This window comes from Aliirhizobium sp. YIM B11859, assembly GCF_057163345.1.
This window is the reverse complement of the sequence record NZ_JBXHAY010000005.1, coordinates 120,703-137,858: the sequence shown is the minus strand read 5'-3', so window position 1 is coordinate 137,858 and position 17,156 is coordinate 120,703. Positions and strand designations below refer to the sequence as shown.

General features: G+C 56.4%; 18 protein-coding genes. 5 read left to right on the top strand and 13 right to left on the bottom strand.

Annotated elements, in window-relative coordinates; translation table 11 throughout:
• The first annotated feature begins 7 nt into the window (after positions 1–7).
• Complete coding sequence (locus tag AC2GXZ_RS20155) at positions 8–1,411, top strand: aminotransferase class I/II-fold pyridoxal phosphate-dependent enzyme (RefSeq protein WP_483761238.1); 1,404 nt, start codon at positions 8–10, stop codon at positions 1,409–1,411.
• A gap of 14 nt (positions 1,412–1,425) precedes the next feature.
• Positions 1,426–2,211 (top strand): SDR family NAD(P)-dependent oxidoreductase, encoded by a 786-nt coding sequence (locus AC2GXZ_RS20150; protein ID WP_483760992.1) that lies wholly within the window; start codon positions 1,426–1,428, stop codon positions 2,209–2,211.
• A 236-nt stretch (positions 2,212–2,447) separates the two neighbouring features.
• On the opposite strand, the gene AC2GXZ_RS20145 is transcribed toward AC2GXZ_RS20150, so the two are convergent.
• From AC2GXZ_RS20145 to AC2GXZ_RS20110, 8 genes are all read right to left on the bottom strand, one after another.
• Complete coding sequence (locus tag AC2GXZ_RS20145) at positions 2,448–3,182, bottom strand: amino acid ABC transporter permease (RefSeq protein WP_483760991.1); 735 nt, start codon at positions 3,180–3,182, stop codon at positions 2,448–2,450.
• Complete coding sequence (locus AC2GXZ_RS20140) at positions 3,182–3,829, bottom strand: amino acid ABC transporter permease (RefSeq protein ID WP_483760990.1); 648 nt, start codon at positions 3,827–3,829, stop codon at positions 3,182–3,184. Before AC2GXZ_RS20140 ends, AC2GXZ_RS20145 begins: the two co-directional genes overlap by 1 nt.
• On the bottom strand, positions 3,819–4,625 hold the full coding sequence (locus tag AC2GXZ_RS20135) for an amino acid ABC transporter ATP-binding protein (RefSeq protein ID WP_483760989.1): 807 nt from the start codon (positions 4,623–4,625) through the stop codon (positions 3,819–3,821). Before AC2GXZ_RS20135 ends, AC2GXZ_RS20140 begins: the two co-directional genes overlap by 11 nt.
• 74 nt (positions 4,626–4,699) lie before the next feature.
• Positions 4,700–5,470, bottom strand: a complete 771-nt coding sequence (locus AC2GXZ_RS20130; protein WP_483761237.1) for a substrate-binding periplasmic protein — start codon at positions 5,468–5,470, stop codon at positions 4,700–4,702.
• 585 nt (positions 5,471–6,055) lie between these two features.
• Positions 6,056–7,141 (bottom strand): C45 family autoproteolytic acyltransferase/hydrolase, encoded by a 1,086-nt coding sequence (locus tag AC2GXZ_RS20125; RefSeq protein WP_483760988.1) that lies wholly within the window; start codon positions 7,139–7,141, stop codon positions 6,056–6,058.
• A 47-nt stretch (positions 7,142–7,188) separates the two neighbouring features.
• Positions 7,189–8,322, bottom strand: a complete 1,134-nt coding sequence (locus AC2GXZ_RS20120) for an NAD(P)/FAD-dependent oxidoreductase (RefSeq protein ID WP_483760987.1) — start codon at positions 8,320–8,322, stop codon at positions 7,189–7,191.
• Positions 8,309–9,697, bottom strand: a complete 1,389-nt coding sequence (locus AC2GXZ_RS20115) for an FAD/NAD(P)-dependent oxidoreductase (protein ID WP_483760986.1) — start codon at positions 9,695–9,697, stop codon at positions 8,309–8,311. Before AC2GXZ_RS20115 ends, AC2GXZ_RS20120 begins: the two co-directional genes overlap by 14 nt.
• Entirely contained in the window at positions 9,690–9,962 is a 273-nt protein-coding gene (locus tag AC2GXZ_RS20110; protein WP_483761236.1) for a (2Fe-2S)-binding protein, read from the bottom strand. Before AC2GXZ_RS20110 ends, AC2GXZ_RS20115 begins: the two co-directional genes overlap by 8 nt.
• Before the next feature lie 189 nt (positions 9,963–10,151).
• Between AC2GXZ_RS20110 and AC2GXZ_RS20105 the strand changes: the two genes are divergently transcribed.
• Complete coding sequence (locus AC2GXZ_RS20105; protein WP_483760985.1) at positions 10,152–11,525, top strand: MmgE/PrpD family protein; 1,374 nt, start codon at positions 10,152–10,154, stop codon at positions 11,523–11,525.
• A 53-nt stretch (positions 11,526–11,578) separates the two neighbouring features.
• On the opposite strand, the gene AC2GXZ_RS20100 is transcribed toward AC2GXZ_RS20105, so the two are convergent.
• Complete coding sequence (locus AC2GXZ_RS20100; RefSeq protein ID WP_483761254.1) at positions 11,579–11,740, bottom strand: hypothetical protein; 162 nt, start codon at positions 11,738–11,740, stop codon at positions 11,579–11,581.
• On the opposite strand from AC2GXZ_RS20100, the gene AC2GXZ_RS20095 reads away from it, so the two are divergent.
• Positions 11,666–12,379 (top strand): IclR family transcriptional regulator, encoded by a 714-nt coding sequence (locus AC2GXZ_RS20095; RefSeq protein WP_483761235.1) that lies wholly within the window; start codon positions 11,666–11,668, stop codon positions 12,377–12,379. The two genes, AC2GXZ_RS20100 and AC2GXZ_RS20095, sit on opposite strands and share 75 nt — an antisense overlap.
• A 200-nt stretch (positions 12,380–12,579) precedes the next feature.
• On the opposite strand, the gene AC2GXZ_RS20090 is transcribed toward AC2GXZ_RS20095, so the two are convergent.
• The 3 genes from AC2GXZ_RS20090 to AC2GXZ_RS20080 form a co-directional block, all read right to left on the bottom strand.
• The gene (locus AC2GXZ_RS20090) at positions 12,580–12,807 is read right to left on the bottom strand and encodes a hypothetical protein (RefSeq protein WP_483760984.1); all 228 of its coding nucleotides are present in this window, start codon (positions 12,805–12,807) and stop codon (positions 12,580–12,582) included.
• A 331-nt stretch (positions 12,808–13,138) separates the two neighbouring features.
• On the bottom strand, positions 13,139–13,417 hold the full coding sequence (locus AC2GXZ_RS20085; protein ID WP_483760983.1) for a hypothetical protein: 279 nt from the start codon (positions 13,415–13,417) through the stop codon (positions 13,139–13,141).
• A gap of 221 nt (positions 13,418–13,638) precedes the next feature.
• A complete protein-coding gene (locus AC2GXZ_RS20080; RefSeq protein WP_483760982.1) occupies positions 13,639–14,799 on the bottom strand; it encodes an NAD-dependent epimerase/dehydratase family protein in 1,161 nt (386 codons plus the stop codon).
• A gap of 147 nt (positions 14,800–14,946) precedes the next feature.
• Between AC2GXZ_RS20080 and AC2GXZ_RS20075 the strand changes: the two genes are divergently transcribed.
• Complete coding sequence (locus AC2GXZ_RS20075) at positions 14,947–15,822, top strand: TIGR01459 family HAD-type hydrolase (RefSeq protein WP_483760981.1); 876 nt, start codon at positions 14,947–14,949, stop codon at positions 15,820–15,822.
• A gap of 85 nt (positions 15,823–15,907) precedes the next feature.
• Here the strand turns inward: AC2GXZ_RS20075 and AC2GXZ_RS20070 are convergent, their stop codons facing one another.
• Positions 15,908–16,702, bottom strand: coding sequence for an IclR family transcriptional regulator (locus tag AC2GXZ_RS20070; protein WP_483760980.1), 795 nt, complete (start codon positions 16,700–16,702; stop codon positions 15,908–15,910).
• Positions 16,703–17,156: the final 454 nt, after the last annotated feature.

Here is a 17,156-nt window from a genome sequence, read left to right as displayed (position 1 = left end):
GCCGCAGATGACGGCGTCTCCAGAAGGAGGCGCCAAGCGCGGCTTCCTCGAACAGATGCGGCAGACGAACGAAGCGTCTGGCCGCAACCGCGAGGCAAGGTTGAACCGGCAGCCGCAGGCGCCGGTGCGGCAGGTGCCGAAATTCGACCAGTTGCCCGAATATCAGCGCGTCCTGACACAGCGCAAGATCGGCGAGCTGATCGGCGTCGACAACCCGTTCTACCGTTCGCACGACATGGCGGCCGGTGCCTCGACGGTGATGGCCGGCAAGACGTTCGCCAATTTCGCATCCTACGATTATCTCGGCACCAACACTGACCCGCTGGTCAAGACCCGTGCCAAGGAAGCGATCGACCGCTACGGCATTTCCGCGTCCGCCAGCCGTCTGGTCGCCGGCGAGCGCCCCATCCATACGGAACTTGAGACAGCGCTGGCCGACGTCTACGGCGTCGAGGCGGCCGTCTGTTTCGTCAGCGGTTATCTGACCAATGTCGCGGCGATCAGTTGCATCGTCGGGCCGCAGGACCTCGTCATCCATGACGAGTTCATCCATAATAGTGCGCTTGCCGGCATCAAGCAGTCGGGTGCCACAAGGCGGCTCTTCCGCCACAACGATGTCGACAATCTCGAAACGGTGCTTCAGACGCTGTCGTCGGAATTCCGCCGCGTTCTCGTCATCGTCGAGGGTGTCTATTCGATGGACGGCGATATTGCCGACTTGCCGAAGCTTCTCGACCTGCGCAGCCGTTACGGTTTCTGGCTGATGGTCGACGAGGCGCATGCACTCGGCGTTCTCGGCAAGACGGGTAGGGGCACGTTCGAACATTTCGGCCTCGATCCGCAGAAGGTCGACCTGTGGATGGGCACTCTGTCCAAGACCACCTCGAGCTGCGGCGGTTATATTGCCGGCTCGCAGGCGCTTGCAGACATCCTCAAGGCCGAGGCCGGCGGCTTCGTCTATAGTGTCGGGCTGGCACCGGTTCTGGCTGCGGCGGCAAAGACCGGCCTCGACATTCTCCGCAGCGAACCGGAGCGTACCGACAAGCTGCACCGCAACGGGGCGCTGTTTCTCCAAGAGGCCCGCAAGGCAGGTCTCGATACGGGGCTCAGCGTCGGATTCTCGGTCGTGCCGGTTCTCGTCGGCGATAGCCTTCGGGCCGTTCAGCTGTCGAACGAACTTCTGGAGGACGGCGTCAACGCGCTTCCGATCATCCATCCGGCCGTGCCGGAAGGCATGGCGCGGCTGCGTTTCTTCATCACCTGCAATCATACCGAAGAGCAGATCCGTCACGCGGTCGAGGCGACAGCGCGTCGGCTGAAAAGCCTTCAAGAGCGCAATTTCGGCTTGGCATCGCTCGATATGGACATGATGATGCAGCTCTCCCCGCTGCTCCAATCGCCAAACAACTGAAGGTGAGGGCGGCCATGCATGTCGTCATCACCGGAGGATCGAGTGGCATAGGGCTGGAAGTCGCCAAGCTCTACGCACGACGCGGCGCTTGCGTGTCGCTGATCGCGCGTGATGCCACCCGGTTGGCAACCGCAAGGCAAGCCGTTGAGGACGCTGCAGGCGGCAATGGGCGTGTTTTCGCGGCACCGGCAAACGTTGCTGCAGCCGACGAGCTTTCGTCAGCGATTGACGCTTGCGACGCGGCATTCGGCCCCTGCGATATCCTCGTCGCCTGTGCCGGCATCGTCGATCCCGGCTGGTTTCACCGCCAGACACCAGATGCCTTCGACGTCCAATGGCAGACGAATTTTTCCGGTGTCGTCAATACGGTGCGGCGTGTCCATGCCGGCATGAAGGCGCGGGGCGAGGGCCACATCATGATCGTGTCCTCGGCCGCGGCCTTTATCGGTCTCCCCGCCTATTCCGCCTATTGTGCCTCCAAGGCTGCCCTTGTCGGTTTTGCCGATGCTCTTCGGTTAGAAGTGATGGGGACGGGTATCTCGGTCGGCATCTGCTTTCCGCCGGATACCGATACGCCGCAGCTGGCACGCGAGCTTAAAAGCCGTCCGCAAGAGGCCGAGATATTGATGGGGCGCATCAGGCCCAGGCGCGCCGACGAGATTGCCGGCCTGCTCGTCCGCGGCATCGACCGCAATTCCGCGCGGGTCTATTTCACCGGTTCGATCGCAGCTCTTGCATTGTTTGGACCGATTGCGAAACCCGTCATCGAGTTCTGGTATAGGTCAAAGGCAAAACGTTAAACCGCCGCCTTGGCCGTTCATCCGCCGGGCGTGGTGGTTCAGTGGTTCTTCGGTTTGGCCAGACAAGGAGCGTCTGCTTGCCTTGTTCGACATCCGATTGCTGCATGGCCATCGACTGCACGATCTTAGCCGACGCCGATGAACCTGGCTTATTTTCCTTGTTTCCATCGGTCGATATGCCGGACGCGCACGCCATCACGTCAAAACCAAACAACGCTGCGCCGGCAGTCTCGTGGTCAGCGGGCGGCCTGCTGAATTGGCGCACCTTCTATCCGCTCTTTCGGCCTGGACGAGGATCTCTTGGTGCGACCTTGTGCCAGCCTCTTTTCCAACCTCCCTATAAAAAGAGAGCTCGGAAACGCGATGCCGAAATAAAACAGTCCGACAAGGACAAAAACATGCATCGGCAAAAAGGTTTCGGCCATGATTGCCCTGGCCGACAACATCAGTTCCGGCACTGCGATAAGGGCGCATATGGCACTGTCTTTGAGTATTGAAATCAGATTGATCAGCAATGGTGGCAGGACAATTCTCAAAGCCTGCGGAAACAGGATAAGCATAAATGTCTGCAATGGAGTAAGGCCGGCGGCAAGCGCCGCCTCCTTCTGCCCAGGTGAGATGGAGCGCAATCCGGCGCGCAAAATTTCTGCAACAAACGCGCCGTGGACCAGCCCGAGACCGATAATGCCAGCGGTGATCGCTGGCATCACGACACCATAACCGGGTAAAGCAAAATAGAGAATGTAAAGCACGACGAGAATGGGAATGCCGCGCAAGACAAGAATATAGCTGCCGGCTGCGATCCGAAAAACGGCCTTCTTGCGATTGCGCATAAATTCCAACGCAAGCCCAATGGAGAACGCAACGACAAATGACGCGCCGGTTACGTAAAGAGTGACCCAGGCCGCGCTCCGCAAACGGGGCCACCAATCCGGCCAGTTTTCGGCAATCGTCTGATAAAAGGGGAGCATCAGTATCCCACCTTCCTGTCGATCAGGCCAAAAATGCTGGTCAGCGCGATAGTCAGACCAAGATAAACCAACGCTGCCGTGCCATAGACAAGTCCGGTCTGGAAGGTCGCATTGACGATTTGTCGTGCGTTAAACATGATTTCTGGTGCCGAGATTGCAGCCACAAGCGACGTGTCTTTGACAAGACCCACTGCGTAATTGGCCATTGGTGGCAGGGCGATCCTGAGCGCCTGTGGGAAGACCACAAGCCGAAAGGCAAGCAATGGCGGTAAACCGATGGAAAGTGCCGCTTCAGTTTGGCCTTTAGGAACCGCCTGAAATCCCGCGCGAAACACGTCCGCCATAATGGCTCCGCCGATCAATCCAAGTGCAAGGATCGCAGCGGTGAGCGAGGAAAGTGTTATGCCGACATAAGCAAGCCCGAAATAAAGGATCAGCAAATGGGTCAAGGTCGGGATGTTACGAAAGATCTCCACATAGGTTGAGATCACCAGATCCAGCAATCGGTTGGGCTTTAAAAACCGGACAGAGGCCAGAAAACCTCCCCAGACGATGGCGATGATCAAGGCGCCGATCGTCACCTGTAAAGTGACCGCCAAGCCGGCACATAAGGCATAAAGGACAGACCCGAATGTTTCAGAGGTCATTGTGTGCCTCATGATTTGAAACCGTCGACAGAAACCTGCGCAACCGGGCCTCTTTGGGATTGTCCAAGACCTCGTGCGCTTCGCCTTGTTCGACAATCACCCCGCCATCCATGAAAAGCACCCGATCGGCGATGCGCCGTGCAAAAGCAATCTCATGCGTGACCATCACCATCGAACGCCCCTCATCGGCAAGCTCCTGTATGACGTTGAGAACCTCTCCGACAAGCTCGGGATCTAGCGCTGACGTCGGCTCGTCAAACAGCAAAAGCTTCGGTTTTTGCGCAAGCGCCCGCGCAATAGCGACACGTTGTTGTTGTCCGCCGGAAAGGCGGCCCGGGTATTCATCGAGTTTGTCGCTCAGATGGACCTTGTTGAGCATCGCTTCCGCCAGGTCATTGGCTTGGCGCGCCGACAGGCCCTGAACTTTGCGAGGCTGAAGCGCAACGTTTTGCCGCGCGGTCAGATGCGGCCAAAGATGAAACAGCTGAAAAACCATGCCGATTTCCGCTCTTTGTGGCGCCAAATCGCTGTCGGACATAAGGCGTTTGGACCGGCCGATTTGGTGCTTTGCGCGCCGATGCATGCCGATCAGCTGACCGTCAAGCTCGATCTGCCCACCGCTCGGTGGGTCCAGATAATTAATCGCCCGCAGACATGTCGATTTGCCCGATCCGCTTGGACCAAGGATCGCCAGCCGTTCGCCGCGGAAAAGCTCGAAGGACACATCTCGGAGGACGTCCAACACGCCATAGGATTTTTTAAGATGACTGACCGTCAGGATCGGTGACGTATTCAATGGAAAATCTCCTATAGATCGTCAACGGCAATCGCAGGTCGGCAAGGGCCCGCCCCGCGATTGCCGTGTGTCGCTCACTTCTGGCAGGTCGGAGGCTCCCAGCCCTGCGGGCGATCAATGCCCACCCGGAAATTCACCTTGGATGGGGTGAACTGGTCCTCCCGGGTGAACCCGTATTTTTGGCCGATCTGCTTGACCGCGCAGTCGCTCCACAGTTTGCGAATTTCGCCGGAAATGGCATCGGCCAAATCCTTGTTATCTTTGCTGAGACCGAAGATGTACTGGCGGCCGACGCTGGTCAGAAGAGGGAAGTCAGGATTGTTGTCGGTGAACGCCAGATTGGCGAGTTTCCAGGCTGGATTTTGCGTGATCGCATAATCGATGACCGGAGGATCGCCAATGATGGCGTCGACACGGCCGTTTAAGAGGTCGCGTAATGCCGCGTCGGACGTGTCATAAAGAGTGAGTTCGATGCCGGGGATCTTGCGCAGCTCCGGCAGGAACGAAAATCCCGTCATCGATCCGACCTTGCGGTTTTCCAGATCCTTCAGTTTTTGCCATTGGGTCGCCGTCTTCTGAGTGATGCCGTTTTGGAAATAGCCGGTCGGGTCGGTCAAAGATAAAGCCTTGGCCCGCTCCGGCGTCCAGGCGACAGTGCCCCCGATCAGATCGACGCGCCCGGCCTGGACTGCCGCAATTGCACCACTCCATTCGGTCGGTACTGGATTGATTTTCAGTCCAAGGTTTTCCGCGGCGCGCTGCAAGATCTCGCCATCGTAACCGACCAATTTGCCATTTTGAGCGATAAGACCTGGCATGTCGCCGGTGATCGCCACCGTCAACACACCGGGTTCCACCGTTTTGTATTTCGTCCCCTCAGCCCAGGTCTCATAGGGTGCAGTGGCGAGTGCTCCCGTGAAAGCGCAAAGCAGGCAGCATTGTTGTAGCCATTTTCTCACATCCATGATCGTCTCCAGTTCCGGTTCCCGTTCATTTTTCTTCAGGCGCTTTGCGCCGATATTCGCGCGTTTTTTCGCGCAAATTGGTCATCCAACGGCCATTTGGCCGCTGGTGTCTTGGGTCGTTCGACCGATCGGCCGATGCTGTCCGAAATCGTCGCGCGCAAAACCAATGCCCACGCCTTTCAGCAATCTGGCACGTCGAGCCCATCCTCGGCCGGCCCATACCTTGATCAGCACTCTGGACGCCGTCATTTGGGGGCGTCGATTTCGGTCATCTGTTCGCCAAACGCCAAACGCCAAACGTCAAGCCCGGCTCGCATGTTCGGGTGCCAGAAAATCCCGCTGTCTTCGTCCTGCGCACTGTCCGACTGTTGCCGTTGTGCAAAAAGTCTTGGTCGGTCGGTCGGTCAACCAGCAACGAGGCCCTCTCACTCCTCTTCACTCAAGCAGGTGGTGTGATGATGCGTTTCAGCCGCCCTCCGCAGTCGCATGACGCTCACTGCTCGGTCTTAAGGCCTTGCTCCCGGTCGCTCTTGGTCCGGGCCAATGGAAACGCTGGTATGGTCCGTCAGACGGGGGCCCGGCGCAAAGATAAAAGTCGCGTATGCCGCATTCGAAGATAACCGAAAAAGCCGTCATCGTTGGTTCGTCGCCCGAGACTGTTTTCGAGACGGAATCGGGAGCGTTTTCCCGGTTGGCCAGCACCCGCATAAGATCGGTCACGCTTGTGGCGTTCGCCCCGGCATGTCGTAGCTGCGCCAGACGCGCCCGGCTTGACGGATAAACCGCCTTAAGTTTTGCTTCGTCTTCGACGGCTTGCGTCCGTTTTGCCAGAGCATGGTTGGTGTGGAAAAGACGCTCGGCTGTCGGCAATGCACACACGCCAGCGCTTGGTGACAATTCGACCACGCCAATTGAGCCGTTACGATCACCGAGCAGATAAGAGCGGCCGCCCATGATCGGAAGATCTCGCAATCGTACGAGTGCCGACGAAATATCGCTCTCGCCCAATATTAACCGTCGCGCCACCTGGCTTGGATATCCAACCGTTGCGGTATCTAACATCACGTCATTGGATAACAGCGCCAGACCGAAGCGGTTCTGCCCCACCCAGCCGAGAGTTCCAACAGATGCAATCACGGCAAGCTCCAGGCCGGCCTTGCCGAAATGCAAAAAGAGAGCAAGATCTTTGCTCGTTTCGGGGTCTGTATCCCAGTTCTGGCCAAGAATGGCGCCATGTTCGGCTGCAATTGCTATGCTGCTGCAGCCGCTTGGTGGCGTCGCGTCGAAAAATTCGAAGCCGATATGGCAGTAGACATCAATCGTATCGGTCCGCGATCCGGCGGCGATGCCGGATATTTCCTCTACAATTTGGGGGGCACCCGCCAAAAGCTCTGCCCACGATCGATGTGCGTTGACACGGGCTTGCGCATAACTTTCCGGCGAACTGCGTTCCTTCTTAAGCGTGATGGCCCTTAAGATACGCTCAGCAAAACCTTCGCCATGCTGATACCCTCTTTGGAAGGGCGGACCTGTTAAAACGACGACCGGCAAGCTTGCAGGCAATGGCGGACTGATCTCGGACATTGGCGTTGGCATTGCTAATGTCCTTGTTTCGTAGCGACAGCTGAGGGGAGAAACCGGGTGAATGCCAGCGCGTCGATTTTGGTGGGCGTGTCGCCATCAAGAGCGAGTTCTGCCATGATTGCACCGACAGCTGGCCCAAGTTGAAAGCCGTGACCGGTGAAACCGAAGGCATGAAAAAGACCGCTCGTCGTTGGGCTTGGGCCGATCACCGGGATACCGTCAGGCATCGTTCCTTCGATACCCGTCCAGGTCCGCACAAGCAGAGCATCGGCTAGCCGCGGAACCATTGCAACCGCGAGCCTGGCGCCTTCGGCTGTGACTTGCGCCAGTGGTCTGGCACGTATCCGATCGCGGTCGGCAAAGCCGTAGCCGGCGCCGAATATCACGCTGCCATGCGGCACTTGTCTGAGATAAATGTTACCGCCGCAAACACCAAGCGCGGGCCCCATAAATTGCGGCAGAGGTTCGGTGACACACATATTGGGCGCCATCACGCCCTCATCGACACTGTCTCCAAACCAGCGCGCGATCCTCCCACCCCAAGCGCCTGCCATGTTGAGAAGACGATGGGCGCAAATGGTCTGGCCGCTCGAAAGCGCAAGCTGAAAGCCATCGTCATTGCGCTGCGCTTGCAGCACTTCTTCTTTTTCCAAAACGACGGCACCAAGCGCGCGGGCCGCTCGTGCAAAGGCGGGCGCGACGATGCGTGGATTGGCCTGACCGTCCTGCGGGCTCAGTGAGCCACCAATCGCAATTGCGCCAAGATAGGGATAACGCTGATGGATGGTTTTGCCGCTTAAGAGCTCCAACTCCAGCCCATGGGAGCGTGCAGTGTTTTGATAGGCCTCAAGATCGGCCATTTCATCGTCTGTGCGGGCAATTTTTAAGTGCCCCGTCATTCGAAACTCCCCATCGTTTCCGATCAGATTGACAAGATCTTGCCAGATCAACTGCGATCGGCTCGCAATTGCCAGTTCTGCTGGATGGCGACCCTGTCTGCGCACCCCCCCGAAATTGACGCCGCTGGCCTGGGCGCCACATCGGCCACGTTCGATCAGGACAACGCCGGCGCCTCGTTTGCGCAGATGAAATGCAGCTGAACATCCGGCCAGCCCGCCTCCGATGATTGCGACGTCAAAGCTTCCCATCTGACGCCTCCAGGAACACCCGCAATGAAATGGGCTTGATCGGCGCTTGTCCACGGTAGCGACCCGGAATGGACATTCCATCTGCCGGTTGAGCAAGGACAGCCGCCGCAGCGACAGCGCATAAGCGCCCCTGACATCTCCCCATTCCAAGACGCGTGAAGGCTTTGATCCGATTGAGTTCGTTTTCACCCGTATCACGGGCCGCCTGCCGGATCGTTCCGGCGGTCAGTCCTTCACATCGGCAAATCACGACCGTGTCGGCAATCTCGCGCGCCAATGCTTCGGGGAAGGGGAAGGCGATCGTGTCAAGCGCATGCCGAAAGGGGCGCATCTGCTCCAGGCGGCGGCTCAATCGGTCAATGTCCGGGCGTAATTGGATCTCGCCCAAATCGTGGCGTAGGACAAGCGCTGCACGTTCACCGCTCAGTTCGGCCGCGTCGGCGCCAAGAATTTTGGCCCCGTCGCCGGCCATATAAATCGCGCTGTTTGAGCTACGGCCATCTTTGTCGACGCGCGCAAGCCATTGCTGTTGGTTTTGGCTGTAGTCGAAATCAACCTCCAGCAGATCGGCGATCTGTGTCTCAGACCTCAAGCCGAAGCCGAAACCAACAGCATCGCATGCAAAACGGCGCTCCTTTCCGTTGGCGGTTTTGACCCGAATTCCACCGACAGCCCCATCTTCCCCCGCTTCGATTTCAAGGGGAGTGATACCAGACAGGACAGGGATACGTTTTGCATATAGGAAGCCCAGGTAGAAAAGCCCCTTGGTGAAGACCGATCCGCCACGCAAGAGCTTGGTAAATGCCTGCATGCTTTGCCGCCGCGTCGACACGTCAAGCACGGCTCTGACGCCAATGCCTGCCTTCGCATATTGAAACGCCACCAAATACAAAAGTGGCCCTGTGCCGAAAAACACAACGGACGATCCGATACCCAGCGCTTGCGCTTTGAGAGCGATTTGCGCCGCTCCGAGTGTGTAGCTGCCCGCAAGCGTCCAGCCTTCGACCGGTATGACCCGATCCATTGCGCCGGTCGCAAGGATAATCTGCGAGAAGGTCACCGTTGTCGTCTGACCGTCCTGAATGAGGTTTAACGTCTGGCCTTCGACATTCCAGATGAATGTTTCGGGGCGATAATCAATCCGGTCGATTATCGCATCGAAACGCCGATGCAGGCGATCGGCGCGCCCCGCTTCAAAGCCATAAAGCGCTTTGGGCGAACGCGCCGCTGAAGGCGGCGGGCGGCGGTAGATTTGTCCGCCGCTGCGTTGAGCCTCATCGATGACGACCGGGCGGTGGCCCGCTTCGACAAGCGATATCGCCGCCCGCATGCCGGCAGGCCCAGCGCCGACAATGACGATCCGCGGCTCAGACATCGATCTGCCCGCTCTGCGCCGTGATGATATCCAATCCCGAAACCACTGGTGTCGAGCAGGCGCGGATGCGCTCTCCGCGTGAATTGGACACCCAGCAATCCTGGCAGGCACCCATCAGACAAAAGCCCGATCGCAACTCGAGTGAAAAGTCGAATGTCCTGAGGTGACGACGGTGCGTAAGGACGGCCGTTAACACAGTGTCTCCCTCCAAAACCGACACGGGTTGACCATCGACACTGCAGATCAGCTCTCGGCGGCCGGACATTAAAATGCGTTCGAATTGCTTTGCAGAGGCCATCGATTTGTTCCCGTGCGGACGATGTTTGACGTCTTTCTTCCAATATCAAAAGTGATAATGCATCCATAATGTGGATGTCAATTGATAAATAATGCCACTATATGGGTATAATGCCAAATCGCAGGCGGTGATTTGAAAAGGATGAAAACGCCAACCATGACCAAGCTTTCCAAACTGTCGGAATTTGTCTCTGCGTTTAACCAGCCACCGGCGGCAGCTCTGAGCGCAGCGGCACGAGCGATCTACGATCTTGTCGGTGTCGCGGCTGCGGGCTCGACGACCGAAGGCGGCCGGGCAGCAAGAAATGCAGCCCGTCGTTTATGGGGGCAGGGGCCGGCTCTGATCTGGTTTTCGGACAATCAGACAACCGTCGCCGGTGCCGCGTTCGTCAATTCCGTCTACGCCACCATGCTGGATCTCGATGACGGCCATCGCCTTGCAGCCGGCCATCCTGGCGCAGCAATCATCCCAGCCGTTCTGGCAGAAGCGCAAGCCAGACAATTAACCACCCAAGCAATCCTGTCGGCGATCGTGTTTGGTTACGAAATCGCCACCCGTGTCGCCGCTGCCAGAGATTTTCGCAGGCTTCGAACCACCGATACCGGCCAATGGTGCGGTTACGGCGTCGCTGCAGCAATTGGCCGGCTTCGACAGCTCCCTCCACAGACGATTGCCCACGCAATGGCGATTGCAGGTCATACCGCCTGTGGTCAATTCGCAACCGGATGGACGCGGGTCGGACATATGGCGAAAGAAGGCATTGCCTGGTCAACGGCTGGAGCTATCGCGGCAGTGGATATGGCAATGGAGGGTTTCACCGGCCCCATCGATCTTCTCAACGATCCGGCCCGCTATGACCAAATTCAGCTGACTGACCGTTTGGGCGATCGATGGGCGATAGAGGCCAGCTATCTTAAACTTTATAGTGCTTGTCGCTGGGCGCATGGTCCAGTGGACGCGGTATTGGCCCAGCAAAACAAACATCATCTTCGGCCAGAGGCAATCGAAGACATTAAAATCGCAACCTTTGGCCGCGCGCTCACACTCATCAACGCCGTCGCCCCGCAGGGCCTGGAAGAGGCGCAATACAGCATCCCCTTTTCTGTTGCTCTGGCGCTTGTGCATGGCCCGGACGCCTTGCTCACGCCAGATGTCCGTCATCTCAAAGATAGTGCTGTCCTGGCGCTGGCGGCAAAGGTGAACTTGACCCTCGACCAAGAGCTTGATCCCTGTTTTCCAGCTGCGACGCCTTGCCGTGTTACATTGCGGCATGCCGGCGGGACGGCTTACATGGAGCTTCACGCGCCACGAGGTGAGCCGAGCAATCCACTAACCGCCGACGATCTTAAAGACAAATTCATGAAATTGGCCGTTCCCAACATCGGCTTAAGTCATGCGCTCCAACTGGAGCAGGCGCTTTGCGCGATAACGCAAGCGCCATCGATCAAGCAATTGATCGATCTTTTGTCGCCCATGGAAAATGTCGCAAGTGAAGGCTCGCCGCTTCTCTCCGAATCTGCAACCGGATAATGACACGAGACGAAATGGAAATGAGGCCAGAAATGACGATGTCTCCGGATGGATCAGAAAGCGCTACAGGCACCCAGCTCCTTGATCGCGCCGTGGCCGTGCTTCGATTTCTCGGCGATATCGGACAAGAAGGTGCAACAATTGCGGAAATTGCCGAAGCGTTGCGCCTGAAACAATCGACGGCCCACCGGATCGTCACAGCGCTCGAGCGACACACTTTGATCGATCGCGAACAGGCCACCAAACGCTATAGGCTTGGCCTGGCGTTATTTGCGATGGGTGCCGCCGCCGCGGACGGCACGGGCCTGCGTCGGCTGGCTCGTCCAGCCGTTCTACGCCTCTCATCAGAAACCGGTGATACGACCTTTCTGATGGCGCGGGCAGGCTTCAACACCGTTTGTGTCGACCGGCAAGAAGGGGAGTACATCATCGATACCCTGACTGGCCATGTCGGGGGGCAGATTCCCATGGGCGTCGGCCCCGCAAGTCAGGCAATCCTCGCCTTCCTGCCGACCGCCGAGGCCGAAGTCATCATTGAAACCAATGCGCCGCTTTATCAGCGTTATCCCAACTTAACACAGAAGAGCATTGCAAAGTCTTTGCCGCAGATCCGCGACCGTGGTTACGCGCTCGATGAAGGTTCGTTGGTTGCCGGCATCTCGGCCCTTGCCGTTCCGATCCTGCCGCGAGGTCGTGACGCAATCGCAGCCTTGGCTCTCAACATGACCAGTGCAAGATTGTCTGAAGAGCGGCTTCCCGTTCTCGTCGCGATGTTGCGTCGCGAGGTCAATCGCCTTGAGGATCTTCTCAATCCGTTGGAAGGCGCTCGCCCGGCCAAAAAGACGATCTACTAGGCCGTGTCTTTTATCAAAGCGTCTAACCGCCGGGACAACAGCAAGTCACCCGTTGCAAACGTCCGACAAAGATCATTTGGCGAAACTACAAAATCGGCGATGTGTGATGATTACGGTGTCAGCCACCGGTCACGCACCGTTCATGTTTATCGAGCGCTGCGGTTGCTCGCATGTCATTGATTGAGGCGACGTGATCGTCTTTACGCCTGAGGAGCAAGCTCTGGTTCGTGGGCAATAACGGCCTCTTTATCAAAGACCGCATGCCCGACCAACAGCAAGATAAGCAAAGGCCAGAACAACGATATGGCCAGACCTTCTATGCGCTGTTGCCGTGAAGTTATTTTCGATTGATGGCTTTCGTAAAGCGTCGCGGCGACGGCGAAACTTGCAATTACGAGATAGAGAGACGCTAATACATATAGAAGCAAGGAACCAACTCTCCGAAGTATTGGGCGACATTGCCCCGAAAAAATACGCTCGAAGAGAAAAATATAAGTTAATCACCTATGAAAAGAAAACCTACAATTTTAACCGGGTTGACCTATGCTTAATTTTAAATAAAAGCGCCGAATCTCAAATTAATATTTGATGGCTAGGGCGATATGCCCGGAGGATCGATGCTGTATGACGCAACCATCCAGTGCCATAGCGTCGCACGTCAGCGGCCACGTCACAACCGAGCCGCTGATCTGTTTTGCGCTTAAATCAAGTCTTTGCATTTGACTGCCATCGGCAGCCGTTGCTTGCGGTCTTTGTGGCTCAAGAGCGCCCGTTCAAAGAAGGCAGATCCGAAACCGGGCGCAAATCCGTAGGGGTGCTCGTGCAGATGTTGACGAACTGCGTGTGCGGTGGATACGGCGATTGGTAGTCGATCCTTAGCAACTCGCAGTCGTCGGCGGCCGCGTAACGGGTCTTTTGCGAAATCTGCGAAGAGCGCTCGGCATCAGGCCGGGATGGGTATCTGACAAGATCAGCCGCATTCAGCTGCGAGACCAGTGTAAAAAAAGACGTTGCTGCGATCAAAATAGCTTTTGTCATGCTTTTCCCTCAGCCCGGAGATGAGACTAATACTGGGGCCACGAGAGCGAATGTCTAGTGTTTGCTGGCAAAATCCCGCAGTATCACCGTCATTTATCTCAAAACCGATGTATCAAAACCGCAATTTCGATCTGCTGTGCCAGAACGATCAGGTTTTACGACATCTTGTGGCACTTGCGCCATCATACCAGGCAATCGCTTGGAATTGCGCTTTCTAAGCCTTATGCGGCTTGCAAATCGGATCCGACAACGCGCTGGCGATATTCTGCAAATTTGGCCGCAAGTTCTTCTGCCCGAGCCTCGCAATCCTCAAGCTTCATCAGTTCGCAGTCATATCCTAACTCTTCTCTCAATATGCCGGCAGTTTCGGATGTGAAGCGAACCGACCCGTCGTTGCCGACATCGGCGATCCCATCGATCTGACACTGGCGATTTATGTCGACCGCTTGATCAAGCGTCAGTCCCTGCGGCAAGGCGATCGACAACATTCCGTGTTCGACCTGGACTGGATAACCGCCAACAAGCCCAAGCGGACCAGGCGCATGGACGATCTCTTGTCCCCCGTCGACAAGCGCCCGGATGACCCGTGTCGCTGACGAGGCTGTTACCGATTGCCCAGCCAGTCCTCGCACACGTTTGAAGCGTCCGGTTAATGTCGAAAATATCGCTTCGTCGAATGCCTTATCGGTCGGCAGAAGTTCACCGTAAAGATAAATGGCAAGATGGTAGGGAATGCCTTTTGCCGATCCCGAGCTCGGCATCCGGTAACTGAAATAGTGATGGCCGAAGACCCGGATCTGAACGGCGGCAGGATCTTGTTTCAGCGCATGTGCTGCAGCGTAGCGCAAAACCGGCACCGTATTGGCGATGTTGCCAATACCGATTGATGGCGCCAGTCCTTCTGCAGCCAATGCCGCGTTGACGACATCCGGATAAGACGCATTGACCACCGTCGTTTTGACCCCTGATTGTTGGACAGCCTTCATCAGTCGGCGGGTCAAAACCATATGCATAGGTGTCCACACCCCGCCGCGCGCCGCGTCAATTCGATGATAGGCACCCGGTGGCAATTGCGTGATCACCCACCACGAATGCAATGTCGTTGCGTTAAAGATCAGGTCAGGTTTCAAAGACTGAATGGTCTGCGCTGTTTTTTCGACATCCATGACGTCAGTTTCGACATAGGAGATATTCGGCATTAAGCCGAGATTGGTCGCCGTGAACCTCGCCAGGTTGATCCGCGCTAAGGTTTTGTCGGGATCTCGTCCACCAACATAAATATCATAGCCGTGTCCTGACTGGGCGAGAAAGTCGATCACCGCTCCGCCCAAAATGCCACTGCCCAAAACCAGAATTCTCTTGGCTTGCGTGTGTTTTGACATTGTTCACTCCTCCATCAGGATCTATGCTGGCAATCCTAAGATGCAAAAGTGGTGGACACAACTATATATAGTACATATAGCGTGTAACCTGTTATGCCCAACGAGATGAGAGACGATTTCCGATCCTCTTTTTAAGCGGGGCGTATCATGAGAACCCACCATTCCAGTTTGATCCGCCTAACCGGTCTTGAGCAGGTGATTGCCGATTATCGCGGCGTGATCATTGATCTCTGGGGTGTCATGCATAATGGCGTTGTCGCCTTTCCGCAGGCAATTGAGGCGCTGGAGCATCTGCAATCGTTGGGCGTCAAGGTCTGTTTTGTGTCCAACGCGCCGCGCAGCCGCGAGGTTGTGAAAAACAGCCTGACGATGATGGGAATTGACGAAAATCGGTATCAGCACATTGTCACGTCCGGTGACACTGCGATGCGCTCTTTGTCAAAGCCGCCATTCTCAACGACACTTGGCCGCCGTTATTTCTACCTCGGTCCCGATTGTCTTCGATCGCTGATGACGAAGACAGACCTCGTTCAATCATCATCGATAAGCGCAAGTGACTTTATCCTGTGCACCGGCACAGACCGTGCCGAAACACTCGATCGGGAAATGCCTGTTTTGCTTAAGGCACGCTCGCGAAAGCTGCCAATGGTGTGCGTTAATCCTGACCTGACGGTTCATATCGGCGACGAGCAGGTCTTGTGCGCCGGTGCCGTTGCAGCACGTTACGAAGACATGCAGGGAACAGTGTATTATTTCGGCAAGCCATATCCCGATGTTTATCGTGAGGCATTTGAGGTGATGGATCTGGATGCACGATCGGTGATCGCAATCGGCGATTCGTTTCAAACCGACATAAAAGGCGCAGCAAACCAGGATGCGGATTCAATCCTGATCACCAGCGGCCTGCATCGCGCCGAAATCAAAAAGGATCGAGATCACGCCCCCAACTTGGCCGCCGTGACCGAATTGGCCGCCTATTACGCCGCCACACCAACCTTTTTTATGAGTAATTTGATCTGGTGATCGCAAAAGCCAGCGCGTTGGAACAATTGGGTCGGGATCTGGAGGTCATACCTTCGGCTCAAGCCATGGTTGGCCTATGCGAAAGTCATGCCGGCATCCGACCAAGGTGATCCAGTCTGGCGGTAATCTGCCGGGATTCGTCAATCAACAGCGATGTCATTATCGCAAGGCCATCGTCTGTCAGCCGAGAACTCGGGACGGAAATAGCCAACGCAGCGACGGCGGAACCGCTTTGAGATAGAATTGGTGTGGCAACGTCACTGACACCGATATCGCGCCCGTCTTTTTCGACGACGTAAATATCCTGTCGCCCTTTGTCGATTTGGCGGCGTATCTGATTTTCATCCGGAACATCCCCAATACCAAACAGATGGGCATTGCTTTTTAGCAGCAGTTCGCATTCCTCAATGGGCGCAAATGCTAACAGCACCTGGCTTGCGGCGCCGATCCCCAAAGGGATGAGGGCTCCAGGTGAAGGCCAGCCCGAGATTGGAAGGGCCTTGCTGCTATGTCTTTCAATACAGATTGCCTCAAGCCCCATCATCATCGCAAGATATGATGTTTCGCCGGTCACCGCTGACAGACGTATCAGAGCCGGACGAGCAGCCTCCTGCAGCGCCGTTCCGTCGACAGCACTTGCGGCAAGCGTGATGATCGTCATGCCAATTTTATATCGTTTGGTTCGACGGTCCCGGTCGACCAAACCATGGGCTTCCATGGACGAAAGAATGCGATGAGCCGTTGGGTGTTTCAAATCAAGCGCCGTAACAAGTGCGGCAAGCGTCACACCACCGGGACCAGCCTCGCGCAGCGCCTGCAAGATCAAAACGGCCCGGTCGAGCAGCTGGGCGCCGACTACCTCACGAGGAACAGTGTTCATTCCTTCAAAGCCTTTAAACATGCAGCCCTAATTGCGATCGATCTGCTTTCGGCTGCGAAATACATCCTATAGTGGTAAATTGGTCGCTGCAATATGATAATTAGTCACCTATTGTGCGAGGCAGTGCTTTCTTGTCTGTCCGTTTCAAACGTCACGGCCGCCGCCATGCTGGCGCTTGCCATCCGGCATGGTGGCGCACCCCATTAAAGACCTCTCCTATCTTCGAAATTAGCCAGGAGATGCGCTCAAGGCACTGAAAATAAACATATATTTCCGATATATGTTGACCTTTGATGATGCAGGACGCAAGCTCAAATCAAAACAGGCGAACGCATCAACCGAGTATGCCGCTCGTCTTTCGCTCATCTCATTTGCTGTTATGGCACTTTCACCCATGTCGAGGCGCGAGAGAGGCCAGCTGCGTGCGATCGAGCCTCATGTGATGCCGCCACAA